General features: G+C 65.9%; 23 protein-coding genes and 1 riboswitch. Of the genes, 14 read left to right on the top strand and 9 right to left on the bottom strand.

What is annotated here, in order from left to right; translation table 11 throughout:
• The first annotated feature begins 552 nt into the window (after positions 1-552).
• Positions 553-1,701: a DUF7159 family protein gene (locus AC5Y4F_RS10590; RefSeq protein ID WP_067934348.1), complete on the top strand. Its 1,149-nt coding sequence runs from the start codon at positions 553-555 to the stop codon at positions 1,699-1,701.
• Between the two features lie 28 nt (positions 1,702-1,729).
• Here AC5Y4F_RS10590 and AC5Y4F_RS10595 read toward each other — a convergent pair whose 3' ends face one another.
• From AC5Y4F_RS10595 to AC5Y4F_RS10605, 3 genes are read right to left on the bottom strand one after another with little or no spacing between them, the layout of a single operon-like run.
• Positions 1,730-2,290: a YceI family protein gene (locus AC5Y4F_RS10595; protein WP_067934346.1), complete on the bottom strand. Its 561-nt coding sequence runs from the start codon at positions 2,288-2,290 to the stop codon at positions 1,730-1,732.
• Between the two features lie 12 nt (positions 2,291-2,302).
• Positions 2,303-3,316 carry an alcohol dehydrogenase gene (locus tag AC5Y4F_RS10600; protein WP_499996577.1) on the bottom strand — a complete coding sequence of 338 codons (1,014 nt, stop codon included), beginning with the start codon at positions 3,314-3,316 and terminating at the stop codon, positions 2,303-2,305.
• Positions 3,317-3,328: 12 nt separating this feature from the next.
• A complete protein-coding gene (locus tag AC5Y4F_RS10605) occupies positions 3,329-4,627 on the bottom strand; it encodes a cytochrome P450 (RefSeq protein ID WP_499996578.1) in 1,299 nt (432 codons plus the stop codon).
• A 247-nt stretch (positions 4,628-4,874) separates the two neighbouring features.
• Between AC5Y4F_RS10605 and AC5Y4F_RS10610 the strand changes: the two genes are divergently transcribed.
• From AC5Y4F_RS10610 to AC5Y4F_RS10620, 3 genes are all read left to right on the top strand, one after another.
• Positions 4,875-5,273 (top strand): hypothetical protein, encoded by a 399-nt coding sequence (locus tag AC5Y4F_RS10610; protein WP_067934341.1) that lies wholly within the window; start codon positions 4,875-4,877, stop codon positions 5,271-5,273.
• A gap of 11 nt (positions 5,274-5,284) precedes the next feature.
• Positions 5,285-5,575 carry a hypothetical protein gene (locus AC5Y4F_RS10615; RefSeq protein ID WP_156750046.1) on the top strand — a complete coding sequence of 97 codons (291 nt, stop codon included), beginning with the start codon at positions 5,285-5,287 and terminating at the stop codon, positions 5,573-5,575.
• A 77-nt stretch (positions 5,576-5,652) separates the two neighbouring features.
• Positions 5,653-5,874 (top strand): Rv1893 family protein, encoded by a 222-nt coding sequence (locus AC5Y4F_RS10620; protein WP_067934339.1) that lies wholly within the window; start codon positions 5,653-5,655, stop codon positions 5,872-5,874.
• Positions 5,875-5,887: 13 nt separating this feature from the next.
• On the opposite strand, the gene AC5Y4F_RS10625 is transcribed toward AC5Y4F_RS10620, so the two are convergent.
• Entirely contained in the window at positions 5,888-7,018 is a 1,131-nt protein-coding gene (locus AC5Y4F_RS10625; RefSeq protein WP_067934337.1) for a nitronate monooxygenase, read from the bottom strand.
• A gap of 112 nt (positions 7,019-7,130) precedes the next feature.
• Positions 7,131-7,595, bottom strand: coding sequence for a hypothetical protein (locus tag AC5Y4F_RS10630; RefSeq protein ID WP_067934336.1), 465 nt, complete (start codon positions 7,593-7,595; stop codon positions 7,131-7,133).
• A gap of 164 nt (positions 7,596-7,759) precedes the next feature.
• Here AC5Y4F_RS10630 and AC5Y4F_RS10635 point away from each other — a divergent pair, with 164 nt between their 5' ends.
• The 5 genes from AC5Y4F_RS10635 (at position 7,760) to AC5Y4F_RS10655 (ending at position 17,250) form a co-directional block, all read left to right on the top strand.
• On the top strand, positions 7,760-10,468 hold the full coding sequence (locus AC5Y4F_RS10635; protein ID WP_231986358.1) for an ATP-binding protein: 2,709 nt from the start codon (positions 7,760-7,762) through the stop codon (positions 10,466-10,468).
• A 31-nt stretch (positions 10,469-10,499) separates the two neighbouring features.
• Positions 10,500-13,151 carry an ATP-binding protein gene (locus AC5Y4F_RS10640; RefSeq protein ID WP_499997051.1) on the top strand — a complete coding sequence of 884 codons (2,652 nt, stop codon included), beginning with the start codon at positions 10,500-10,502 and terminating at the stop codon, positions 13,149-13,151.
• 166 nt (positions 13,152-13,317) lie between these two features.
• On the top strand, positions 13,318-15,267 hold the full coding sequence (locus tag AC5Y4F_RS10645) for a flavin-containing monooxygenase (protein ID WP_067934332.1): 1,950 nt from the start codon (positions 13,318-13,320) through the stop codon (positions 15,265-15,267).
• 10 nt (positions 15,268-15,277) lie between these two features.
• Positions 15,278-16,303, top strand: coding sequence for an alcohol dehydrogenase catalytic domain-containing protein (locus AC5Y4F_RS10650; RefSeq protein WP_067934330.1), 1,026 nt, complete (start codon positions 15,278-15,280; stop codon positions 16,301-16,303).
• Between the two features lie 20 nt (positions 16,304-16,323).
• Positions 16,324-17,250, top strand: coding sequence for a carbon-nitrogen hydrolase family protein (locus AC5Y4F_RS10655; RefSeq protein ID WP_067934392.1), 927 nt, complete (start codon positions 16,324-16,326; stop codon positions 17,248-17,250).
• Positions 17,251-17,254: 4 nt separating this feature from the next.
• Here AC5Y4F_RS10655 and AC5Y4F_RS10660 read toward each other — a convergent pair whose 3' ends face one another.
• Both AC5Y4F_RS10660 and dtd read right to left on the bottom strand, forming a co-directional pair.
• Positions 17,255-18,166 carry a class I SAM-dependent methyltransferase gene (locus AC5Y4F_RS10660; protein WP_067934329.1) on the bottom strand — a complete coding sequence of 304 codons (912 nt, stop codon included), beginning with the start codon at positions 18,164-18,166 and terminating at the stop codon, positions 17,255-17,257.
• A gap of 66 nt (positions 18,167-18,232) precedes the next feature.
• Positions 18,233-18,664, bottom strand: a complete 432-nt coding sequence (dtd, locus tag AC5Y4F_RS10665; RefSeq protein WP_067934327.1) for a D-aminoacyl-tRNA deacylase — start codon at positions 18,662-18,664, stop codon at positions 18,233-18,235.
• 51 nt (positions 18,665-18,715) lie between these two features.
• Here dtd and AC5Y4F_RS10670 point away from each other — a divergent pair, with 51 nt between their 5' ends.
• Entirely contained in the window at positions 18,716-19,021 is a 306-nt protein-coding gene (locus AC5Y4F_RS10670; RefSeq protein WP_067934326.1) for an MTH1187 family thiamine-binding protein, read from the top strand.
• Here AC5Y4F_RS10670 and AC5Y4F_RS10675 read toward each other — a convergent pair.
• A complete protein-coding gene (locus AC5Y4F_RS10675) occupies positions 19,018-19,512 on the bottom strand; it encodes a macro domain-containing protein (RefSeq protein ID WP_067934324.1) in 495 nt (164 codons plus the stop codon). The genes AC5Y4F_RS10670 and AC5Y4F_RS10675 overlap by 4 nt on opposite strands.
• Positions 19,513-19,567: 55 nt before the next feature.
• On the opposite strand from AC5Y4F_RS10675, the gene AC5Y4F_RS10680 reads away from it, so the two are divergent.
• Positions 19,568-20,854, top strand: a complete 1,287-nt coding sequence (locus AC5Y4F_RS10680; protein ID WP_499996590.1) for a competence/damage-inducible protein A — start codon at positions 19,568-19,570, stop codon at positions 20,852-20,854.
• A gap of 2 nt (positions 20,855-20,856) precedes the next feature.
• Here AC5Y4F_RS10680 and AC5Y4F_RS10685 read toward each other — a convergent pair whose 3' ends face one another.
• A complete protein-coding gene (locus AC5Y4F_RS10685) occupies positions 20,857-22,119 on the bottom strand; it encodes an MFS transporter (protein WP_197520557.1) in 1,263 nt (420 codons plus the stop codon).
• A gap of 76 nt (positions 22,120-22,195) precedes the next feature.
• On the opposite strand from AC5Y4F_RS10685, the gene AC5Y4F_RS10690 reads away from it, so the two are divergent.
• The 3 genes from AC5Y4F_RS10690 (at position 22,196) to AC5Y4F_RS10700 (ending at position 25,713) form a co-directional block, all read left to right on the top strand.
• On the top strand, positions 22,196-23,263 hold the full coding sequence (locus AC5Y4F_RS10690) for an amidohydrolase family protein (RefSeq protein ID WP_067934321.1): 1,068 nt from the start codon (positions 22,196-22,198) through the stop codon (positions 23,261-23,263).
• Positions 23,264-23,379: 116 nt separating this feature from the next.
• A riboswitch (cobalamin riboswitch) is annotated at positions 23,380-23,575 on the top strand.
• Between the two features lie 236 nt (positions 23,576-23,811).
• Positions 23,812-25,125, top strand: coding sequence for a PPE family protein (locus AC5Y4F_RS10695; protein ID WP_499996595.1), 1,314 nt, complete (start codon positions 23,812-23,814; stop codon positions 25,123-25,125).
• Between the two features lie 198 nt (positions 25,126-25,323).
• On the top strand, positions 25,324-25,713 hold the full coding sequence (locus tag AC5Y4F_RS10700) for a phage holin family protein (RefSeq protein ID WP_067934317.1): 390 nt from the start codon (positions 25,324-25,326) through the stop codon (positions 25,711-25,713).

The raw sequence follows: 25,713 nt of genomic DNA on the forward strand, positions 1-25,713 counted from the left end.
GGGGACCCAACCCGCCGGCCGCAAAAGACCAGGCAGCACCGACTCTTGGCACGTGAGGCACCAAGGACCCATGCGATACGCCATTTATTGAAAACCACCCAGAAACCGGCTTGGACGCGGATTGCGGCGGGTATCGCCCCCATACCAACTAGGCGTCGCATGTTTGACCCGTTGAACGCCATCGGCGCACCGCGACACCGGCAATTATTTCCCGGCCGATAAAGGCGGCGTGGCATCCGTGGCCGAAGGACCACCGCCCAAATCGGTGCCCCGTGGCATCGGCTGCGGCACCCGCTCGACGGGCGGCGGTGACGGACCCGCCGCCCCGTCCGGGTCATCGGCGCCACCGTGTTGATCTGGCGATTCCCCGGCGATGCCCGACCGGGGCGGCCGGACTTTCACCGACGGCGTAGGCTCTCCCGGAGCAAGCCGATGAAGACCACGCTATCCCGGGTCTGTTCCGGCCCTCACGAATCACCGCACCTGCGGCCTCATGGTGCGCGTCGGTGTGGCTGAGGGCGTCGGAGGCGCGGGGCCGATTGGGGCATAGATTTGGACACGGTTCTTGGCCTGTCAATAACGCCATCCACTGTTGGCTGGGTCCTCGCTGAAGGACATGGCGCAGACGGCACCATCCTGGACCACCGGGAGCTGTCGCTACGCGCAGGTCCCGGCACGCGCGGTGCGGCCAGCGCCGAACAGGTCGTGGAAGAGCTACTGCGGGTCGACACGGCGGCGGCGGCAAGCGAGCACCGTGTGCGTGTCATCGGAATGACGTGGAACGACGAAGCATCCGCCCAGGCGGCCCTGGTATTGGAGGCGTTGACCGACGCGGGATTCGATAACGTCGTTCCGATCCGGTTTCTGCAGGCCATCGAGACGTTGGCTCAGGCCATCGGCCCCGTCATCGGCTATGAGCAGACGGCGGTCTGCATTCTCGACCATGACTGGGCGACCGTCGTCATGGTCGACACGTGCGACGAGGAAGCCCAGATTGCGACCAAGCGCGTGCGCGGCGGTTTCGACGGTCTGACCCGCTGGCTGGTCGGCATGTTCGAGCGCAATGGATGGCAGCCGGGTGGCGTTGTGGTGGTAGGCGAAGACGACGACATCGACGGACTTTCCTGGCAACTCGAAAGTACCTTGCCGGTACCGGTTTTCGTGCAATCGATGGCCCAAGTGACCATCGCGCGCGGCGCGGCGCTGTCCGCGGCCCGCAGCACCGAGTTCACCGACGAGCAGCTGGTGGAGCACGTCGGCGAACCGGTTCCAGCACCCCCCCACAAGCGACAGTTGCCCTACGCCGGGGCCGTGAGCGCGCTGGCGGCCGGCGCCATCACCTTCGTCGGCTCGGTCTCACTAGCGATCGGGATCCACGTTGGCCCGGCCAGCGCGGGCGCCACGTCGAAGCACGGTACGCACCCGCCCACGCCTCAAGTCGCCGAGGCGGCCACAGCCGTCGCCCCGCTTCCGGCGGCCCCACAGCCCAAGCCGGTGGTTCCGCAGACCAAACCACCTGTCGGCGAACCTGTTTCGGAGCCGAGCGCTTCGGAGGAACTACCGGAGGCCGGCGACGGACAGCCGTCGGATGCCAGCAGCCGGCAACCCTACCTGACCAGGGTACTGGAGCACATCCCCGGTGACACAGGCGATCTGGCCCTTGATTCCGCCCCGCGTGCCACGACCGACCCGCAGCCGTGATTGTCTGACGATGCCCGGGCAGTGACGCTCAATCGCTGTGGGCGCGAACCGCCGAGAAAGTCAGCGACACCTCGTCTGCGACCTGGACCGAACCCATCAGCAGTGAGTAGGGCTTGATGCCGTAGTCGGATTGACGGATGGTGGATTCTACCGACATGCGCCACGAGTCCTCGATGTCTTGTGTGTGAACGTCGATTACGTGGCCGCGGGAATGTCCGCGGATTTGGAGCGCGCCGGTCAATCGGTACCCGTCGTTGGTCTCCTCGATGGTGTCTGCAGCATAGCGAATCTGCCGAAATCGATTGGCAGACAACGACTTCAGGGCGTTGGACCGCACCAGTGCCTTCTCGGCCGCGGACAGCCCCTTGACGCCGCCGTCACCGCGCAGCACTTCGAACGAATCGGTCTCGACCGCGAGTTCCGCGCGGACGGGCCGACAGTCGGCCCAGTTTACGGTCGCGCGCCAGCGTGTCATCGCGATGGTGAGACGATGGCCCATCCGCGCCGCCCTGCCGGCAACACCGGTGTGCAGCAACAACTCACCGTCGGCCGGGCCGATGGTCCACACGGACTCTTTCTCGGAAGTCACGCACCGACTGTGTCACATGGTCAAAACGGTGCGGTAGTGCGCCCGACCCTCTTCCAGCGCCGCGTAGCCCTCTGCGGCCTGCGCCAGCGGCAGTTCCTCGACCCACGCCCGCACGCCGGTCAGGACAGCGAACTGCATCGTGTCTTCGACTTCCTTCGCCGTGCCGGAGGGATGGCCGACGATACTGACGCCCGGCGTGATCAGTTGCACCGGGCTGATCGGCAGCGGCTCGGGCGTGACCCCGATCGTGACCAATTCACCTTGGGGGGCAATGCCGCCGACCGTGGCCGCCATGGCTTTCGAATTGCCCGCGGTGGCCAGGACAACCGTCGCACCGCCAAGATCCTTCAGCGCCTCGGCGGGGTCGTTGGCGCTGGAGTCGATGTAGTGATGGGCGCCCAATTTCCGGGCATCCTCGGCCTTGCCGGTACCGCGGTTGATCGCGATCGTCTCGAAGCCCATGGCCCGCGCGAACTGCACGCCGAGGTGGCCCAGTCCGCCGACACCGAAAATCGCCACGCGATCGCCGGGCAGTGCCTTGGTGTGTCTCAAGGCGTTATATGTCGTCACGCCAGCACATCCCATCGGGGCGGCTTCCGCGTCGGAGAGCTCGTCCGGGATTCGGGCCAGCGCGCTCACCGGCACCGTCGCCGATTCCGCGTAGCCGCCGGGATACTGCCAACTCGGCACCTTGCCGTTCTCGCAGTGAATGAACTGGCCTTTGCGGCATTGCGCGCAGTGGTAGCAGCATCCGCCGAACCAGCCGACCGCGACGCGGTCGCCGACTCCGAAACCCTGTACGCCGTCGCCGACTTCGGCGATTCTGCCGGCGATCTCGTGTCCGGGAGTCAGCGGCCACGTCATCCCGGGAAACCCGCCGTTGACGAAGCGCGCGTCGGTTCCGCAGATGCCGCACGCGGCAACCGTCAGGCGTACCTCGTCGCGGCCCGGTGGTTTGGTTTCGGTGTCGACCAGCTCCAAAGCTGCACCTGCGGACGGGACATGGACGGCTCGATGAGTGGGCATGTCCCTAGCTTGTCACCCCTGGGCCTGATGCGCGACAGGGCATTGGTCGGCGCCGTTGGTGTGGTAGTCGACCTGCCAGTGCTTGATTCCGTTGAGCCAGCCCGATCGGAGCCGTTCGGGCTTGCCGACCGACTCGAGATCGGGCATGGCATCGGCGATCGCATTGAACATCAGGTCTATGGTCATCCGCGCCAGGTTGGCCCCGATGCAGTAGTGCGCGCCGGTGCCGCCAAACCCCACGTGGGGGTTGGGATCACGCAGGATGTTGAAGGTGAACGGATCGTCGAACACTTCCTCATCGAAATTGGCTGAGCGGTAGACCATTACGACTCGCTGGCCCTTTTTTATCTGAACGCCGGAGAGCTCGTAGTCCTCCAGCGCGGTCCGCTGGAACGAGGTGACCGGGGTGGCCCACCGGACGATCTCGTCGGCCGTCGTAACCGGACGCTCGCGCTTGTAGAGCTCCCATTGATCGGGGAAGTCGGTGAAGGCCATCATGCCCTGCGTGATGGAGTTGCGCGTGGTCTCGTTGCCGGCCACGGCCAACAGGATGACGAAGAAACCGAACTCGTCGTCGGAGAGCTTGTGGCCGTCGATGTCCGCCTGGACCAGCTTGGTGACGAGGTCTTCCGTCGGATTCTTCGCCCGATCCGCGGCCATCTGCATGCCGTACATGATGAGTTCGACGGACGCGGTGATGGCGTCGTTGTTGGCGAACTCGGGATCCTGGTCGCCGACCATCTCGTTGGACCAGTGGAAGAGTTTCTTGCGATCTTCCTGCGGCACGCCCATCAGCCCGGCGATGGCCTGCAATGGCAGTTCGCACGAGACCTGCTCGACGAAATCACCGCGACCCTCCGCCGCGGCTTGCGCGACGATGTTGCGGGCGCGCTCCGCGAGGTCCGCGCGCAGGCGCTCGATCGCCCGAGGGGTGAAGGCGCGAGAAATGATCTTGCGCAGCCGGGTGTGTTGCGGCGCATCCATGTTGAGCAGGACGAACTTGCCGCGTTCGATCTGCTCGCCGACCGTGCCGTCTTTGTAACGCGGCAAAGCGGTCTTCTGCAGGCTGGAGAATACGTCGCTGCGCAGCGAGACCTCTTTGACGTCCTTGTGCTTGGACACCACCCAGAAGCCGCCGTCGTCGAACCCGCCCACGCCGTTCGGCTGTTCGTTCCACCAGATCGGTGCGGTCCGGCGCAGCTCGGCCAGTTCTTCCACCGGCAGCCGTTCAGCGTGGATGTCCGGGTCGGTGAAATCGAAGCCGGGCGGCAGATTGGGGACCGGCTTGGCAGATGGCTCGACGGTTGGCATGGCCCGCTCCTCGATGACGAAGTGGTCTAGTCGTCCTTGTGCAAGGAAACCACTGCCGCACCTTGGTTGGGAAGCGTTGACACAAGATCGACGGGTGCGAATTGGAACGTGTTCTTCACCCGCGGTTAGTCGCCAAGCGATGGGCTTACGCCTGCCATCGCGACCGCAAGCCGAAACGGTCTTGTGGCCTGCGGTCCTACCGATATGCTTTGGTGCAGGTCACCGGCGACAACTTGCGGGGTAGAACATGATTCGGGAACTGCTCAGCGCCGCTTCGATTGCGGGCATCACGATCGGCTTGGCACCGTGCGCGGCCGCCGGCTACGACGGCGACGTACCGGGCATGAACTATCAAGCCACGCTGGGCGCACCGTGCGACAACTATGAGCGCTTCATCTTCGGGCGCGGGCCCAGCGGCCAGGCCGAGGCCTGTCACTTCCCGCCCCCGAATCAGTTCCCTGCGGCTACCACCGGATACTGGGTGATTTCGTACCCGCTGTACGGAGTCCAGCAGACCGGTGCGAAATGCCCGGGCTCGCAGGCTGCGGCGCAAACACCCGACGGACTTCCCATGTTGTGCCTCGGGGCGCAGGGGTGGCAGCCCGGATGGTTCACCGGGGCAGGATTCTTCCCGCCCGAAGGATGATCGGGTAAGCCGTGAACCGCAGTCAGCCCGTCGAACCGGTCGTGCCGCGTTGGCTGCGTTTCGTGCTGGCCTCAGATCGCGCCGGGTCGGCGTGGTACATCGGCACCGGATTTTTCTTCGCACCGGTGCTCGCCGTTCTCTCGCCCTGGCCCGCCGTCACCGCGGCGCTGTGGGGTGTCATCGCACTCGCCGGGCTGTGGCTAGGACTGCTGGGCATCGCGATGGCCATCGGGCTGGCCCGAATAATGCGTTCCGGAGCCGAGATTCCCGAAGACTACTGGCGCACATTGGTGCACTACTAACGCGCAACGCCGGCGAGAAGTGGTGCCGGACCCCGTCTAGAGTCGTAGCAACCGTCCTGCGATAAAGGAGACTCGAGATGGCCTTCAATCCCAAAGATGCAGTCGACGCGGCGAGGGACATCGCGACCAACGCCGTCGAGAAAGCCTCCGACATCGTCGAACACGCCGGCGACATCATTCGCGGCGACGTCGCCGGCGGTGCCAGCGGCATCGTCCGCAATTCCATCGACATCGGCGCCTACGCGCTGGACCGGACAAAGGAAGTGTTCACCGGCCACGACGAAGTCGACGACGTCTAGGCGCGAGGCCTCGCTAAACGGAGGCGGCCTCGTTGAGCTCGTCGAGCCGATTGGTGGCTTCCAGGTACTCCTGCACCCACCTCTCGATGACGGTCGACGTCTTCTCCACCTTGGTGAATTGCCCCACCACCTGACCGACCGGGTTGAACGCGACGTCGACGGATTCGTTCGGGTACCGGTTGGTGGCGCGCACCGCCATGCCGGAAACCATGTACTGCAACGGCATACCGAGTGGCTTCGGGTTGTCCGGCTGCTCCCATGCCTCGGTCCAATCGTTGCGCAGCATCCGGGCCGGCTTGCCCGTGAACGAGCGGCTCCGGACGGTGTCGCGGCTCCCGGCCTTGACGTACGCCTGCTGCTGCACGGGGGTGTTGGAGGATTCCTCGACCATCAGCCACTGCGAACCGGTCCAGGCGCCTTGCGCACCGAGAGCCAGCGCGGCCGCGATCTGCTGACCGCTGCCGATGCCGCCGGCGGCCAACACCGGAACCGGGGCGACCTCCTTGACGACCTGAGGCCATAGCACGATCGAGCCGACCTCGCCGCAGTGCCCGCCGGCCTCGCCGCCCTGGGCGATGATGATGTCCACGCCCGCGTCGGCATGTTTGCGAGCCTGCGAAGGTGAACCGCACAGCGCCGCCACCTTGAGCCCGGCCTCGTGAATGTGCTTGATCATGTCGGCCGGCGGGGTGCCGAGCGCATTGGCGATCATCTTCACTTTCGGGTGCTTGAGGGCAACCTCGACCTGGGGCGTCGCCGTCGCCTCGGTCCAACCGAGGAGCTGAAGGCTGTCGCTGTCGCTGTCCTCGACCGGTACACCATGGTCGGCGAGGATCTTCTTTCCGAAGTCGAGGTGCTCCTGCGGCACCATCTTGCGCAGCGTCTCGGCCAGCTCCTCCGCGGACAGGTGGGAGTCCATGCCTTCGTATTTGTTCGGAATCACGATGTCGACGCCGTATGGGTGGTCGCCGATGTTCTCGTCAATCCAGTTGAGTTCGATCTCCAGCTGCTCGGGCGTGAAACCGACCGCTCCGAGCACGCCGAACCCCCCGGCCTTGCTGACCGCTACGACGACGTCGCGGCAGTGGGTGAAGGCGAAAATCGGGAACTCGATCCCGAGTTCGTCGCAGATAGGGGTGTGCATTACAACTCCTGGGAGCTCGCCGAATTGGAACGTGTTCTAGTTTAGTACGTGGCGCACTGACGTGGCCAGCGGGTCCTGACCTGCGCCTTATCACTACGACCCGTCACTGCCGTCAGGCGGCGATGCTGTTCGCCACCCACAGGATGAGGAACACGAGCATGCAGGCGGCGCACAGCAGATGGTCTCGGCAGACCGATCGAGCCAGGCGCGTCTGCTCGGAGGGACTGTCGGCGCGATGTCCAAGTCGTACGGCATCGGGAACTGTATGCGTCAAAGCCAACATGGTCGGGATGCCGGCGAGCGGGGCCGAGGTCACCAGTAGCCAGCCCGGGTCGTGCCCGCGCGCTGCCTGCACCACCAGCGTTACCAACAACGTGAGCATGACGAGCGCGATCAAACGGCTCATTGGCCGAGACGTCGTGGTCGCGCGGTGGTAGTAGGCCGCGATGGAAGCGAGCACGTCCTCGGGCAGTTCGGTCGTGACCTTCCGGTAGGGCAGAACTTGGACATCGAAAATCAAGTCCATCCATAAGACGGCGAACAGGAACCCGCCGCAGGCCATGAGCAACGAGGCCATGGCTCTCACCCACCTCTGATCCATCCCGGGCACCGCGGCACCGCGCAGTCGCCACTTGGACCCATTGTTCTCGACAGCGCAAGAGCACGGAGCCCCTGACCGTTCGCGGCCGAGTTCCGCCGATGTGCGAGGTAGGCGCGCGTCTGTTGTGAGATTCTGCAAAGGTGTCCGCCGCTGCGGCTGCCGCCCCTGAGGGGGTGGTGACGTTTTTGTTCACCGACGTGGAGGGTTCGACGCGTCGGTGGGAGGCCGACGCCGACGCGATGCGGGCGGCGCTGGTGGCACACGACGAGGCAGTCCGTACGGCGATCGAGGCGCACGGCGGCTTCTTGTTCAAGCACACCGGGGACGGTGTGTGCGCGGCGTTCGCATCACCGAGAGCGGCGGTGGACGCCGCCGTGGCCGCCCAGCGGGCCCTCGAGCTGCCGGTGCGGATGGGCCTGGCGACCGGCGAAGCCGAACTGCGTCACGGCGATTACTTCGGCACCGCGCTCAACCGCGCGGCACGGGTGATGGCCGCCGGTCATGGGGGTCAGATCCTGCTGATCGAGTCGACGGCGAGCCTGCTCACCGGGGTAAAACTCATCGATCTGGGGCCGCGCCGGCTACGGGATCTGCCCACTCCGATCGGGGTATTCCAGGTGCGAGCGCCGGGGTTGCGGGTCGACTTTCCACCACTGAGGGCACTCGACGTGACGCCGGGGAACCTCCGTCCCGCGGTCACCAGCCTCATCGGGCGCGAATCCGAGGTCGACGATGTGGCATGGGCGCTCCGCGAACACCGGCTGGTGACATTGACCGGTGTGGGCGGTGTGGGTAAAACCCGCCTGGCATTGGAGGTCGCTTCGCGTCTGGGTGATGAATTCCCGGATGGGGTCTGGGTTTTCGAATTGGCCTCGGTGGCGGATCCGACGTCGGTGCCCGACGCCGTCGCGGCGGTACTGGGCATCACCCAACAGCCTGGCAAGAGCGTGGCAGACAGTGTCGCAGCCGCACAGGAGGGCAGGGTGCGGCTGCTGGTGTTCGACAACTGCGAGCACCTACGCGACGCCGCCGCCGATTTGATCGAGGCGATCTTGGCACAGTCAACGAGCGTCGCTGTCCTGTCCACCAGCCGCGAGGGACTGGGAGTCACCGACGAGCAGTTGTGGGCGGTGCCGCCGCTGGACGTCGACGCGGGGGCCGACTCCGCCGGGGTGACGTTGTTCGTCGAACGCGCACGCAATGTGGCGCAACGATTCTCATTGTCTCGGGCCGACGATGCGGCGGCCGTCGTGGATATTTGTCGGCGACTCGACGGCATTCCGTTGGCCATCGAGCTGGCGGCCTCGCGGATGGCGTCAATGACCCCGGGCGAGGTGCGCGACCGTCTCGGCCAGCGGTTCCGGCTGCTGGTCGGGTCCGGGCGCGGGCTGGCACGCCACCAGACGCTGCGCCACGCGGTGGCATGGTCCTACGACCACCTCGACGACGTTGAAAAGACCTTGTTGGAAAGGTGTTCGGTGTTCGCCGGCGGGTTCGATCTCCAAAGTGCCTGTGCGGTAGCCGGATTCGAAGATATCGACGATTATGTCGTCTTGGATCTGCTCGACGCCCTCGTGCGCAAATCCTTGCTCGTGGCCGACCGGTCGTCCGGACGAACCCGGTTTTCGATGCTGGAAACGATCCGCCAATTCGCCGAGGAGCAACTCGTCGCCCGCGGAGCGGCCACCGAAACGAGCGAGGCACACAAGCGCTACTTTGCCGGGCGCGAGGCCGACGTCTTCGCCCTCTGGGACAGCCCCCGGCAGCGCGACGCGTACGACTGGTTCACCGTCGAACTGCCCAACCTGCGCACCGCATTCCGCTGGGCCACCGACCACGGCGACCTGGATGCGGCCGCCACCATCGCCACGTACGCGACCTTCCTCGGCTTTATCATCGAAAACTACGAACCCATCGCGTGGGCGGAAGAACTCTTCGAGCCCGCCTGCGCCCTGGACCACCCCCGGCTCGCGGCCCTCTGCGTAATGGCATCGCTGTGCTGGATGCCGGGGCGCGTCGAAGAATCCCTCCGCTACAGCGACGCCGCCTGGACAATCGTCGGCTCCGACGCCGGAGAAGTGCCGTTCGGTGCGGAGGGCTGGATGGGGAGCGGATACATGACCGTTGGCCAGACTGAGCGATGGGTGCAATGGTGTCGCGCCGCCTACCTCGAACGGGGGCGGGACACGCACACCATCACCTGGTCGAGCCTCGTGTTCGCACTCGCGACTGGCGGGTCCGTCGACGAGGCGATGGCCTGCGCAAAGGGCCTCGTCGAGGCCGCCGAAGCAACCCGCAATCCGTACGCACTGTCGTTCGCTCTCACCGCCGACGGGTTCGCGTTCCGCAACAGCGATCCCCACCGCGCGCTAGACGTTATGCGCCGGGCGTTAGCGATCGCTCGTGAGAGCGGCAACAGCTTCAACGAGTCGAACGCGGCCCAGAATCTCGCCTACATCGAGGCCCAGCACGGCGACCCCATCGCCGCGTTGGACTACTGGATCCTGGCGATCCGCCATCACCACGACTCGGGCAGCACCGGGCTTCTCGGGCAGCCGCTGACCGCCTTGGCCGTGTTCCTCGATCGGCTCGGGCGCTACGAACCTGCGGCCACCATCGCCGGGTTCGCCGCCAGCCCACTTTCGGCGACGGCTTACCCGGACTTCGACACGACCGTCGCACACTTACGCGAGGTGCTAGGCGAGAAGACCTACGAATCCTTCGCGCGTTTCGGGAAGAACATGACCACCGCCGCCGTGGCGACATACGCCTACGACCAAATCGACCAGGCCCGAGCAGAGCTCGAACAATACGGGGGTTCCGTGGGGAACGCCGGCGATCGAGGTTAGAGCTGTGGCCGTCACTCCTGCGTCCCCTCCGATGGGGGTGGTGACATTTTTGTTCACCGACGTCGAGGGTTCGACGCGTCGGTGGGAAGCTGACGCGGACGCCATGCGCGAGGCGTTGGCCGCACACGACGCGGTGTTGCGGACGGCGATCGAGGCGCATGGCGGCTTTTTGTTCAAGCACACCGGTGATGGCGTATGCGCGGCATTCGCATCGCCGAGATCGGCTGTGGATGCCGCGGTGGCCGCCCAGCGGGCGCTCGATTTGCCGGTGCGCATGGGGATGGCGACCGGCGAAGCCGAACTGCGTGACGGCGACTACTTCGGGCCGGCATTGAATCGTGCCGCCCGCGTGATGGCCGCCGGCCACGGCGAACAGATCCTCCTGGCCGACTCGACAGCGGGTCTGGTCAGCGGCATCGACCTCATCGATCTCGGAGCGCGTCGGTTTCGGGATCTGGCGACCCCGGTTCAGGTGTTCCAGGTTCGAGCGGAGGGCCTGCGCACCGATTTTCCGCCGCTTACGGCATTGGACGTGAGCCCGGGCAATCTGCGCGCCGCGCCCACCAGCCTGATCGGGCGGGAGGTCGAGGCCGGCGAGGTGCAAGCGGCGGTCAAGGCTCATCGGCTGGTCACGCTTACCGGGGTGGGCGGGGTCGGCAAGACCCGGCTGGCACTGGAAGTGGCCGGGCGGCTCGTCGACGAATTCCCGGACGGCATTTGGTTTTTCGAGCTTGCCGCGGTAACCGATCCCGCCGCGGTGGCCGACGCGGTCGCCGCCGTCCTGGGCATCACCCAACAACTCGGCCGCAGCGTGGCCCAGAGCGTGGCGGCCGCTCTGGAGGGCCGAGTCCGACTGCTGGTGTTCGACAACTGCGAACACCTGCTCGACGCGGCCGCCGATCTTATCGAGGCCATCCTGGCGGCCTCGGCAACGATCAAGGTCGTGGCCACCAGCCGCGAAGGGCTTGGAATCGCGGACGAGCAGTTGTGGCCGGTGCCGCCGCTGAATATTGGCGCAGGCGTCGACTCGGCTGCGGTGGCCTTGTTCGTCGAACGCGCACAGAATGCTTCGCCGCGCTTCACAGCGGGTGACGACGCCGAGGCGGCCGCGGTGGTGGAAATCTGCCGGCGCTTGGACGGAATTCCGCTGGCCATCGAACTGGCCGCCTCGCGCATGGCGACCATGACCGCCGGCGAGGTGCGCGATCGGCTCGATCAGCGGTTTCGGCTGCTGGTGGGCTCGCGCCGCGGTCTGGAGCGCCACCACACCTTGCGCCACGCCGTCGCGTGGTCCTACGACCTGCTCGACGACACGGAAAAGGCGGTGCTGGACCGGTGTTCGGTGTTCGCCGGCGGATTCGACCTGCAAAGCGTCTGCGCCGTAGCGGGCTTGGCGGATGCCCCGGATGACCTCACCACCCTGGATCTGCTGGACACGCTGGTGCGCAAGTCGCTGCTGGTCGCCGACCGGTCAGCGGGGCGAACCCGGTATTCGATGCTGGAAACGATCCGCCAGTTCGCCGAGCAAAAATTGGCCGACCGCAGTGAAGCCTCCGGCGTTCGCGCCGCGCACGCGCGCTATTTCGCCGGACGGGAAGCCGACATCATGGCGCTGTGGGACAGCCCCCGCCAGCGCGAGGCACACGACTGGTTCATCTCCGAACTGACGAATCTGCGCACCGCATTCCGCTGGGCCGCCGATCAATGCGATTTGGATGTTGCCGTCCCGATCGCAATATATGCGGCATGGCTCGGCTATCTGACCGAGAACTACGAACCGTTCGCGTGGGCCGAAGAGCTCATCGAGCCGGCACGCGCGATCGACCATCCCCGGCTCGCGGCCCTGTATTTGATGGCATCGAATTGCTATATGGCCGGGCGAATCGACCCGGCGATTCGGTACACCGAGGCCGTCCAGAGGGTGATCGGCGATCGCAGCGGCCACTTCGCGTACGGCGTCGAAGGACTCGTCGGCGCCCCCTACGTCGCCGTCGGCCAGCCGGAACGGTGGGCTCGGTGCTGCCGCGATCGCCTCGCACGCGGTCCGACCAAGGACCCCTACACCAGGGCCTGCCTGGTCATGGCACTGGATGCGACCGGTTCCTATGATGCGGCGATCGAGGCCGGCAACGGTCTGGTCGATGCCGCCGAAACCACCGGCAACCCGTATGTGATCGCGTCTGCGCTGCATTCCTACGGTTGGGCCATCCACGACGCCGATCCCGCGAGCTCGCTCGCCGCTCTGGGTCGTGGGCTGGCGATCGCGCAGGACAGTGGAAACCGCGCCACCGTCACACACCTTTCGGCCAACATCTGCCTGGTTGAGGCGGAGCATGGTGACACGCTGGCCTTCTTCGATTACTGCACCGTGGCAATCCGCAACTATCACGACTCGGGCAACACATACATGATCCGCAGCCCCTTCGGTTTGCTTGCCGCGGTTTTCTACCGGCTCGGGCGATACGAGCCGGCGGCCACCTTTGCCGGGTTCGCCGCAGCATTCCCCGTCCCCATCGCCGTGGCGCGATTCGACACTGAGATCGCACAACTTCGCGATCGACTCGGTGAGGCGACCTACGAATCGCTTGCCCGCAGGGGAGAGGCGATGACCATCGCTGAGATGGCGACCTACGCCTACGACCAAATCGACCAGGCCCGAGCAGAACTCGAGCAACTCAGCTGAATGGCCCCTTCGAACCCTCGAACTAGCGCGGGCCCGACGACGACGCCTCGAGCTATAGCGCCGGATCCCTTGATCCGGCGCCGAGCGAGCGGGTAGCGTAGGGCTGCCAATTACGGAACGATGCGTAGCGTAATTTGGCGCTCGAACCACGGAAGGGATCGGCTTGATGCGCAGCCGCTACGCGGGCGATGCCTTCACCACGTCGACACCCGAAATCGCAGCCGCGCTAGCAGACGTCAGCATCCCCACGCTGTTGCTCTCGCTCGTCCACATCACCGGCGACCCACGGTTCATCCGCGACTTCAAACAGATGGGCATTTTCCTCAACGAGATCCAGGGATTCATGTCGGAGGAGGACAAGGCGCGGGCCCGCAGCGAAGCCGTGTCGGTGATCGCCGAATATCGGGACCGCGGTTGCCCCGAACCGCAGCCGCTGAGCCCCCAGCTCATCCGGGAAATGATCGATTGGGCGGCGTGCGAGCACGTACCGGACGACTATCTATCGCTGGTATCCGAGGAACTCGACCTCGACGGCGTCGACCCCCGGCGCCCCGCCGCATTGCCGACGGAGCGCGCCGCCGAGCTTCCGGTCCTGGTCGTCGGGTGCGGCGAATCCGGCATCCTGGCCGGCGTCCGCCTCAAGCAGGCCAACATTCCGTTCACCATCGTGGAGAAGAACGCAGGCCCCGGCGGAACATGGTGGGAGAACACGTATCCGGGCGCACGGGTGGATGTGGCCAACCATTTCTATTGCTACAGCTTCGAACCCAACAACGACTGGACACACTACTTCGCCGAGCAATACGAGCTGCAGGACTATTTCACCAAGGTCATCGGCAAACACGGCCTGGCCGAGAACATCCGTTGGCGAACCGAGGTTCTCGCGGCCGAATGGAACGACAATGACGGTACCTGGAGATGTTCGCTGCGCTCGGCCGACGGACAGACGACCACCATGCACGCACGTGCGCTCATCACTGCGGTGGGCCAACTGAACCGTCCCAACCTTCCCCGCTTTGACGGAGCGGATACCTTCCGGGGACCGTCATTTCACTCGGCAGCCTGGGATCACTCGGTGGATCTGAAAGGCAAGCGGGTCGCGCTTGTCGGCGCGGGCGCCAGCGGTTTCCAGATCGCCCCGGCGATCGCCGAGGACGTCGAACACCTCACGGTGTTCCAGAGGACCGCCCAGTGGATGTTCCCCAACCCGATGTATCACGACGAGGTCGGCGACGGTGTGCGCTGGGCGATGCGCCATCTCCCGTTCTATGGCAGGTGGTACCGCTTCCTGGTGCTGTGGCCCGGCTCGGACAAGGGTCTGGATGCCGCCGAGGCCGACCCAAACTACGCCGACCAGGAGCACGCCGTCAGCGACATCAATGCCGCCGCGCACATGATGTTCTCGCAATGGATCACCAGCCAAGTCGGCGAAGATACCGACCTCGTGGCCAAGGTGATGCCCGACTATCCCGCGTGCGGCAAACGGACGCTGCAGGACAACGGAAGCTGGCTCCGAACGCTGCAGCGCGACAACGTCGAATTGGTGCGCACGGCGATCGACAAGATCACGCCGCAGGGCATCGTCACCGATGACGGCGCGCCTCATGACGTCGACGTCATCGTGTACGCCACCGGGTTTCGGCACACCGACGTGCTGTGGCCGCTGAAGGTCACCGGCCGAAACCGCACCGACCTGCACAAGATGTGGGGGAGCAGGCCGTACGCTTACCTCGGGATCACCGTCCCGGAATTTCCGAACTTCTTCATTGTCTACGGGCCGGGAACACACCTGGCCCACGGCGGCAGCCTCATCTTCCAGTCCGAACTGCAGATGCGCTACATCGACCAGTGCTTGGCGCGGCTGGCCGAAACCAACGTGCTCTCCATCGAACCGAAACCGCAAGCCGCCACCGATTGGCACCGGCGGACACAGACACAGATCAAGAAAATGGTGTGGTCACATCCTGCCGTCAAGCACTCCTATTTCAAGACTGCTGACGGGGAAATCCACACCGTCAGCCCATGGCGTCTCAACGAATACTGGTCCGCGGTGCGCGAGCCCGATTGGTCACAGTTTCTCGTGAGAACGAAAGGTCGAGCGCGACAGGGAAAGTGAGCATGCCGATATGCGCACCGTAGTGGTCGATGGGCCCCGCAGCATCCGGGTGGAGACCCGCCCCGATCCAGCGCTTCCCGGGCCTGACGGAGCGATCGTCGAGGTGACCGCCGCCGGGATCTGCGGATCCGATCTGCACTTCTACGAGGCCGACTTTCCGATGCCCGACCCGATCGCGCTCGGTCACGAAGCCATCGGCACCGTGGTCGAATCCGGACCAGAGGTGCGCAACGTCAAAGTCGGCGACCAGGTCATGGTGTCGTCGGTGACCGGCTGCGGTGCGTGCGCCGGATGCGCGACCCGCGATCCGGTGATGTGCCACTCCGGTTTTCAGATTTTCGGCGGCGGCGTGCTCGGCGGTGCGCAGGCCGACCTGCTCGCGGTGCCCGCCGCGGATTTTCAGCTTTTGAAGATGCCCGAGGGCATCAGCACCGAGCAGGCGCTGCTGCTCACCGACAACCTGGCTACCGGCTGGGCCGCGGCGCAGCGAGCCGACATCCCATTCGGTGGCACGGTGGCGGTGATCGGCCTGGGCGCGGTCGGCCTGTGCTCACTGCGCAGCGCGCTGTTTCAAGGCGCGGCAACGGTTTTCGCGGTCGATCAGGTTGATGGCCGACTGGAGCGTGCCGCACAGTGGGGTGCGACGCCCCTGAAAGCTCCGGCGCTCGAGGCCATCCTGGCCGCCACCGGTGGCCGCGGCGCCGACGCGGTGATCGACGCCGTCGCCACGGATGCATCCCTGACCGATGCGCTCAACGCGGTGCGGCCCGGCGGCACCGTGTCCGTCGTGGGGGTGCACGACATGAACCCGTTTCCGCTCAACGCCTTGGGCTGCCTGATTCGCAGCATTACCTTGCGCATGACCACCGCGCCGGTGCAGCGCACCTGGCCGGAATTGATCCCGCTACTGCAGTCGGGCCGGCTCGATGTCGACGGCATCTTCACCACCGCGATGCCTTTGGACGACGCGGCCAAGGGCTACGCCACCGCCGAGTCGCGACCGGGCGATGACGTGAAGATCCTGTTGAAGCCTTAGCTAGTTGTGGCAGCATGACCATCATGCGCTGTGCCGCAATTCAGCTGGAGGCCGTGCCGGCAGACGTCGATGCCAACCTGGCCACCACCGAACGTCTGGTCGAACGGGCGGTGGCCGCGGGTGCGGATACCGTCGCGTTGCCGGAGTTCTTCACCACCGGAATCGGCTTCTGGCCCGAACTCGCCGATGCCGCACTACCGCCCGACGGCAAGGCCACCGAGCTTCTGCTGGGCCTTGCGCAGCGCCACAGCGTCATGATCGGCGGCTCGTTGCTGATCCGAGATGCTGACGGAAACATCCGCAATGCCTACCTTCTCGTCACCCCGGGGGGCGTCGCCGGCCGCCACGATAAAGACCTCCCGACGATGTGGGAGAACGCGTTCTACGTGGGCGGCCATGACGACGGGGTGATCGAGACGGGTACGTTGACCGTGGGTGCCGCGGTCTGCTGGGAGTTGATGCGTACCCAAACGGTGCACCGCCTGCGTGGACGCATCGATCTCGCGATGACCGGTTCGGGCTGGTGGTCGATCCCCGACTGGTGGCCGAGGGCGAGTTTCCGCCGGATGGAGGCACGTAACGCGGCGACCGCCAGCCGAGCCGCATCCTCGTTCGCGGGCTACGTCGGGGCCCCGGTGCTGCACGCGGCGCACGCGGGCGGGCTGCACTGCCGCATGCCGTGGCTACCTTTGGACTACGCCGGCCGATTCGAGGGCGGCACCATGATCGTCGGCGCCGACGGTACGGTGTTGGCCTCCCGAGACCGGGCCGACGGCGAAGGCATCGTCGTCGCCGAAGTCGAGGTTGGGCGCCGGCCCCCGATTACCCACGCACCCAAGGGTTTCTGGCTGCACCGTCGCGGGGCGCTGGCCGCGATGACATGGCACTTCCAACGTCTGCACGGCCGGCGGTACTACCGTCGCCACGTCGCGCGATCCGCGTCCTGAATGGTCACCGGGTGGCCGTGATGTACTGGGACCGCATGAAACTGTCGATCTTCACATCGACCTCCGGCGGGGTCATGCCGTAGCCGGCTTGTAGATCGAGCGTGTTGCGGACGGGTTCGACGGCCCACCCATGTGCCGCGAGCCACTCCGCGGGGTCCGACTGGGGCTCATAGGTCAACGCCGAAAAGTCCACGTTGCCCGACAGATTGACCCCTGGGTGATTCGTCTCCAGAGCGTTGAGCTGGTCGTGGTCCAGTCGTGATCCGAGCGCACCGATGGCGATCCGGCTGCCCGGTGCGCTGAGCCCGCTGATGCGCGTGAAGAGCGCGTGCTGCGCCTCATCGGTCAGGTAGGGCAGTAGCCCCTCCACCGACCAGGCGCTCGGACTCTCCACGTCAAACCCGGCCGCTTCCAACGGCCGTGACCAGTCGGTGCGCAGGTCGGCACCGACCTCGATCCGGCGGGCCTTGGGGGTGGCACCCTGTTCTGCGAGAACTCGAGCCTTGAATTCAAGGACCTTCGGCAGATCAACCTCGAAGACCCGCGTGCCTTCCGGCCATGAAAGCCGATATGCCCGCGAATCCAGCCCGGCGGCGACGATTACCGCTTGCCGGATGCCCGCCGCAGCGGCGGTGTCGAAGAAGTCGTCGAAGAACCGGGTCTGCACGCCGTACAGGCGCGGAAAGGCCGTCTCGTCGTCGGAGGTACCCGGATTAGCAAGTACGCCAGCCAAATACGGGTCCCGCGACGCCTCGATGAAGACTCTCGCGTATTCGTCGCGCACCAATGGCTGCGGGCTCATGGCATGCAGCGCACGCCATCCCGCGACCAGCAGCGCGGTATACCCGACGCTGCTGACGATGTCCCAGTTGTCGTCATCGGAACGGAGCGACCCGAATTCGGGTGTCGTGCTCATGGTTGCCTCTCCCGTGGACGCCGGCCATGGAAGGCCGACGGTCCCACGGTACCCGCCGCAGTTGCCTCAGAGCTCCAAAAGCACCGTTACCGGACCGTCGTTGACCAATTCGACCTGCATATTCGCGCCGAAGACCCCGGTCTGCACTTCGGCGCCGAGTCGCCGCAACGCCTCGGCGAACTCCCCCACCAGCGGCTCGGCGAGCGCCCCGGGAGCGGCCGCATTCCATGACGGGCGGCGACCTTTGGCGGTTTCGGCGTACAACGTGAACTGACTGACGACCAGAACGGGGGCGTTGGCATCGGACGCCGAGCGCTCGTCAGCGAGAATCCTTAACTGCCAGAGCTTCTCGGCGAGCCGTCGCGCCTTGTCGCGATCGTCGCTATGGGTGACACCGACGAATGCCAATAGGCCCTGGCCATCGGGGCGGATGGCCCCGACCACTGCGCCCTCGACCATGACCGTTGCCGACGAGACCCGTTGCACCAACACCCGCATGGGCCTCGATGGTGCCAGATCGGCCTTGTACAGGTTGGGTACGCTCGTTGGGTGTCTGTGCTTGTCGCGTTTTCCGTCACTCCGATGGGGGTGGGCGAGGGGGTCGGCGAGATCGTCGCCGACGCGGTCCGGGTGGTTCGCGAGTCCGGTCTGCCCAACAAAACCGATGCGATGTTCACCGTGATCGAAGGCGAAACCTGGGCGGAGGTTATGGCCGTGGTGCAGCGCGCGGTCGAGGCCGTGGCCGCCCGGGCGCCCAGGGTCAGCACGGTGATCAAGGCCGACTGGCGCGCCGGGGCCAGTGACGCGATGGCGCAGAAGGTCGCCTCGATCGAGCGTTACCTCTCCGACGGCTAGCCCCGCACCGCCGCCCGAAACGCTTGCTCGGCCGCGTCACCGTGCACCGCGAACATCACCTTTTGCAGCGAACTCGGCCGGTGCCGCCGGACGGCGTCGACCATCAACCGGGCCGCCTCGTCAAGCGGGAAACCGCCGACACCGGTGCCGAAGGCGACCAGCCCGAGCGAGCGGCAGCCGAGTTCGTCGGCCTTGCGCAGCGTCGAGGCCGTGGCGGCGGCGATGATGTCGGCCGACGTCGGGCCGCCGAGCTCCATCGTTGCGGCGTGGATGATGTAGCGCGCCGGCATGTCGCCGGCGGTGGTCTCGACCGCCTCGCCCAGTCCGATCGGCGCTTTCTCGGTCGATTCACGTTGCACGTCGGGCCCGCCTGCGCGCGCGATGGCCGCGGCGACACCGCCACCGTGGCGCAGCTGTGTATTGGCCGCGTTGGTGATCGCGTCGAGTTCGAGCTTGGTTACGTCGGCCTGGATCACCTCTAACTCGATCATGGGCTCATTGTCCTCTGAATGAGCGTCCAATGAACCGATGCGTAGGCTCGGGGCGGTGAGTGCACGCGCAGGAATCGTTGTCACCGGAACCGAGGTCCTCACCGGACGGGTCCAGGATGCGAACGGCCCCTGGATCGCCGACCGTCTCCTGGAGCTGGGCGTCGAGCTGGCCCACATCACCATCTGCGGCGACCGCCCCGCGGATATCGACGCGCAACTTCGCTTCCTCGCCGATCAAGGCGTGGACGTGATCATCACCAGCGGCGGCCTAGGACCGACGGCCGACGATCTGACCGTCGAGGTGGTGGCCAGGTTCTGCGAACGCGAATTGGTGTTGGACGCCGAGGTCGAGGAGAAGATCGCCAACATCCTCAAGAAGTTGATGGCGCGCAACCCCGCGTTTCAATCCGCCCTGGATCCCGGCACTTTCGAGTCGCTGCGGGCGGCTAATCGAAAGCAGGCCATGGTGCCCACCGGTGCGCAGGTGCTCGACCCGGTCGGGACCGCGCCCGGCATCGTCGTGCCCGGCAAGCCGACGGTGATCGTGTTGCCGGGTCCGCCGCGCGAGTTGCAGCCCATGTGGCATACGGCCATCGAGACGCCCGCGGCGCGGGACGCGATCGCCGGCCGGACCATTTACCGGCAGGAAATGCTGCGGATGTTCGGGCTACCGGAGTCGGGTCTGGCCGAAACACTGCGCGAGGCGGAACAGGCCGTGCCCGGCTTCGGGCAACTCGAGATCACCACCTGCCTGCGGCGCGGTGAGATCGAGATGGTCACCCGTTATGAGCCGGAGGCCGGCGACGCCTACGCGCGGCTGATAAAGCTGCTGCGGGACAGGCACGGGCATCAGCTGTACTCCGAGGACGGCGCCCGCGTCGACGATCTGGTCGCACAGCTTCTGGCCGGCCACCGGATTGCGACGGCGGAGTCGTGCACGGCGGGTCTGCTGGCGGCGCGGCTGACCGACCGGCCCGGCTCGTCGGATTATGTGGCCGGCGGCGTCGTGTCTTATTCGAACGAGGCGAAGGTCGAGCTGTTGGGGGTGGACCCGGCGCTGATCGAAACGCACGGCGCGGTGTCCGAACCGGTAGCCGAGGCGATGGCAGCCGGCGCGCTGCAGCGCTTCGGGGCCGACACCGCGGTCGCGATCACCGGGATCGCCGGCCCGGGTGGGGGAACGGAGGAAAAGCCGGTGGGCACAGTCTGTTTCAGCGTAACGGCCGATGGCCGCGGCGACACCCGCACGCTGCGGCTTCCCGGCAACCGCTCGGACATCCGGGAGCGCTCTACCACGGTCGCGATGCACCTGCTGCGGCGCATACTGAGCGACGACGAATAGCGTCAGGTCACTTCGCTTGCAACAAAGGCGCTTTCGCTTGTGCCGAACCGGACCCCGGTGGCGTCCTTGCCGATCAGCGTCAGCACCGCGACCGTGATGAGCACCGGTACGATTGTCGCCGCCAGCGCAAACGGGTAGCCGTGTGATTCGGCGAGGCGTTCCTGAATCGGCAGATTGAACGCCGCCAGCAAGTTCCCGAGTTGGTAGGTCACGCCGGGGTAGAGGCCGCGGATGGCATCCGGGGACATCTCGGTGAGATGGGCGGGAATCACACCCCACGCGCCCTGCACGAGCAGCTGCATGAGAAACGAACCCAGGCACAGCATTGCCGCACCGCGCGAATATGCGAACAACGGGACGATTGGCAGCGCCAGGATCGCGCAGAAGACGACGGTGTAGCGGCGGCTGAATCGCTGCGACAGCGCGCCGAAGACGAGGCCCCCGATGATGGCGCCGACGTTGTACACCACCACGATCCATTTGACCGTGGTGCTGGAGAGATTGGCGCCCTGGTTGGCGTGCGCACCCAGAAAGGTGGGGTAGACATCCTGCGTGCCATGGCTCATCCAGTTGAAGGCCGTCATCAGCAACGCCAGGTAGATGAACCGCCGAATGATCGCGCCGTGGCGCAGCACATCGCGGATTCGGGTGCTGGTGAGCCTCATCTGGTCCTGCGCGGCTTCCCACACCTCGGACTCCTCCACCCGATAGCGGATGACCAGGCTGATCAGGGCGGGCACGATGCTCAAGCCGAATAACCACCGCCACGACAGCCCCACCCAGTCGATGACCACCAGCGACGCGACACTCGCCAGCAGGTAGCCGAATGCGTAACCCTCCTGCAGTAGCCCGGAGAAGAACCCGCGCCGCTGTACCGGCACCTTTTCCATGGCCAGCGCGGCGCCCAGCCCCCACTCGCCGCCCATGCCGATGCCGTACAGCAGCCGCAAGATGACGAGCACGGTGAAGTTGGGCGCGAAGGCGCACAAGAAGCCCACCACGGAATAGAACATGACGTCGACCATCAGCGGCAGCCGCCTGCCCACGCGGTCGGCCCACAGCCCGAAGAGCAGTGCGCCGACGGGACGCATCATCAGGGTGGCGGTGGTGACGAACGCAACCTCGGCCTTGCTGTGGTGGAACGTCTTGGCGATGTCGGCGTAGACGAGCACCACGATGAAGTAGTCGAAAGCGTCCATCGTCCAGCCCAGCAGCGCCGCGATGAAGGAGTTTCGCTGATCTGCGGTCAACCGCTGCGTGGTCACGACAGCATCGTGGCTTACCCAGCGCGCCGGCGCGACTTGTTTCACCATGCGTACGCCGAGAGTAAGTTCCGGATACATGCGGATCATCGACGCCGACGGGCATGTAGCGGAGAATTCCTCGCTGGCAATCGAAGCGATCAAACGATGGCCGCAGCACGTCAAGCTCGCTACGGACGGCCGGCCGGGGTTGACGCTCGAGGGGCGCAACTACCCCGAGGACACTGGCCCGGGCGCGGGTTGCCCACCCGAGCATGGGATCAGTAAGGCTCCCGACATCAATTGCCGTTCACCCGAGGGCGTGCTGGGCGACGCGGATCGCGACTACATCGACACGATGGTGCTCTACCCGAGCATGGGGCTCTGCGCACCCAGTCTCGAGGATCCGGACTTCGCCGCGGGATTCTCGCGGCTGTACAACCAGTGGATCGCAGATTACTGCGCCTCGTCGGGCGGCCGGTTGCGCGGCGTCGCGGTGACACCGATCGAGCACGGCCGGGCGGCTATCGACGTCATGACCGAAGCCAAAGAGCTTGGCCTGATTGCGACGTTGGTGCCGCCGGCGCTCAAGAGCCGCAACCTCGACCATCCCGACCTCGACCCGTTCTATGCCGCCGCCGTCGACCTGGGCATGCCGTTGGGTGTGCATGGCGCGCCGGGCATCCACCTGCCCAAGATCGGTGTGGACCGGTTCACGAACTACATCCAGGTGCACTGCATCAGCTTTCCGTTCGATCAGATGACCGCCATGACCGCGATGGTCTCCGGCGGCGTCTTCGAGCGACACCCCGAGTTGCGGGTCGCGTTCCTCGAGGCGGGCGCGGGCTGGGTGCCGTTCTTCATGGATCGGCTGCACGAGCATTACGAGAAGCGCGGCGACTGGGTGGAACGCGGCTGGCGTCGCGATCCGCACGACTATCTGGCTGCGGGCAACATCTGGGTGACGTGCGAGCCGGAGGAACCGATCCTGCCCGGCGTGATCGACGTGCTGGGCGACGATTTCATCATGTTTGCCAGCGACTACCCGCACTGGGACGGGGAGTGGCCGGAGAGCACCAAGCACCTGCGCACCCGAAGCGACATCAGCGACGGCTCCCGCGAAAAGATCGGTGGCCTGAACGCGCAGCGCTTCTACCACCTGAACTGAGCGGCCCTACCCGGGTTCAGCCTTCGGGTCAAACTCGACTTGGTGAATGCTCAGACTCGGGCGCCGTTGAGGTAATGTTCTCCGCGCAGTTGGTTTGCCGGGGCCACTTGACCCCGGCATCGAGCGGGGGCGCCGGTATGGGCCCATCGTGAGAGGGAACCCGGTGTGAATCCGGGACTGTCCCGCAGCGGTATGCAGGAACGACCGCCGTCATCGGCACTGGTCCAAAGACTGGGAAGCGACGGCCATTAGGAACACCGTTCTCGGTGTGTGCCTGCGAGTCCGAAGACCTGCCAGTTGTGCCGGACGCGCCGCGTCCGGCGTGCGCGTCGCCTCGTGGATTGGGCAGATGGCCGTTGGCAGGACAGCTGCGATGCCGATCTATCGCTGCGCTGATCGAGTCTGCGGCTGAACGTCTTTGGAGCGACGAGCAACCCCCGTCGTATCGAAGGACGATTGATGAAACAGCCGCCGTTCACCCTCACCATCCTTGCCGCACCCGGCTCGACCGACCACGGACTCGGGACTGACCGGACGAGGCGTCAGTCATGACCGCATTGGTGGATTTTGGCCTGTTGCCGCCCGAAATCAACTCTGGGCGCATGTATTCCGGAGCGGGTTCGGGCCCGCTGATGGCCGCCGCGGTGGCCTGGAAAGGGCTCGCCGCGGAGCTGCGGTCGATGGCACTGTCCCAGAGCTCGGTGATCGCGCGGCTCATCGATCAGTGGCACGGTTCGGCGTCGGCATCGATGGCTGCCGCGGCCACGCCCTTTACAGCGTGGATGAGCGACACCGCCGCCCGGGCCGAGCAGACTGCCGCGCAGGCCACCGCGGCGGCGGTCGCGTTTGAAACCGCATTCGCCGCGACGGTGCCTCCTGCGGTGATCGCGGCCAACCGATCCCTGCTGATGTCGCTGATTGCGACCAACTTCGTGGGCCAGAACACCGCAGCCATCGCGGCCACGGAAGCCGCCTACGGTGAAATGTGGGCCCAGGACGCCGCCAGCATGTACGGCTACGCCGCCGATTCGGCACTCGCCTCAACGGTTACACCGTTCACCCCGCCAACGCCGTCCACCACTGCTGCAGGGCGGGCCGCGCAGGCCGACGCGGTCACCAAGGCCATCGCCTCCTCGGCGGCGGCGAACACGCAGACGGAACTAGCGCAACTGCAGACGGCGGTGCCGACGACGCTCCAGAGCCTCGCGACACCCAACTCGTTGGCGTCGTCGTTCACACCCGGAATGAGCGACTGGTTGGGAATGGGCGCATCCGACTTCTCGACCCCGAGCGGGATCCTGAGTTTCCTGGCCGGAACCGATGGCTCTCCGTTGGGGGCTTTCCTCAACAGCAACCTGGTGAACAGCGTCTTCTCGTCAGGGTTCTACATGCCGGGCAACTACCTCGGCACCATGACCGACTTCGCCGGCATGGCGGGCTCCGCCGGCGCCGCGAGCGCCGGCGAGGTCGCGGCCGAAGGCGCAGCGGCGGGAGCGGAATCGCTCGAAGCGGGGCTCGCCACCGCAGTCAGCCCACTGGGCTCAACCAGCCTGGGTGGCGCGGTCTCGGCGGGGCTGAACCAGGCGTCGTCGGTCGGGGCACTATCCGTCCCCTACGGATGGACCACCACCGCGCCGGAGATCGCGCTTGCCACCCAGGCGTTGCCGAGTAGCAGCCTGCTTGCCGCCCCTGCCGCGGCAGGGGCCGAGGAAGGTCTGCTCAGCGAAATGGCCCTGGCGGGCATGGCGGGACGCGGATTGACCGGAATGAGCGTGGGAGGGCGCTCCATGGGCGTCACCACTCCAGCGAACCGACCGTTGCCCATCGTGATCGTGAAACCACCCGCGTCCGCCGCCGACTGAGCGAGACGCGGCACGGTCATTGAGTGACGCGCTTCTCAATCATGTTGGGCGGCAACGTTCTCGGCGCGTCGCTCGGGAAACACCGGGGGTTTGGCCACGAAACCGCGCGGCTCCCCGGTTCCGCGTCCCGGGCAGCGCTGCATCGGTCGCGCCGATTTGCGCTTACCCTTTGGGCGCCCGGCTGGCAGGATGCGTTGCATGGGCCCTTTTCTGTTGCGCGCCGCGTTGACCGGACTCGCGTTGTGGATCGTCACCCTGTTCGTGCATGGCCTGAGCTTCGTGGGCGGCGATACGAAGCCGGAGCGAGTCGGCATCATCTTCGTTGTCGCGGTGATCTTCGGTCTGGTCAACGCGTTCATCAAGCCGATCGTCCAGATCTTGTCGATCCCGCTGTACATCCTGACGCTCGGCCTGTTCCATGTTGTCGTCAACGCGCTGATGCTGTGGATCACTGCACGGATCACCGAACACACCACGCACTGGGGGCTGCACATCGATCACTTTTGGTGGACCGCGATCTGGGCCGCGATCGTATTGTCCATCGTTAGTTGGTTGCTGTCCTTGGTGATTCGGCGCGCCGGCGCCTGA

It is taken from the genome of Mycobacterium sp. NGS56, from assembly GCF_059812425.1.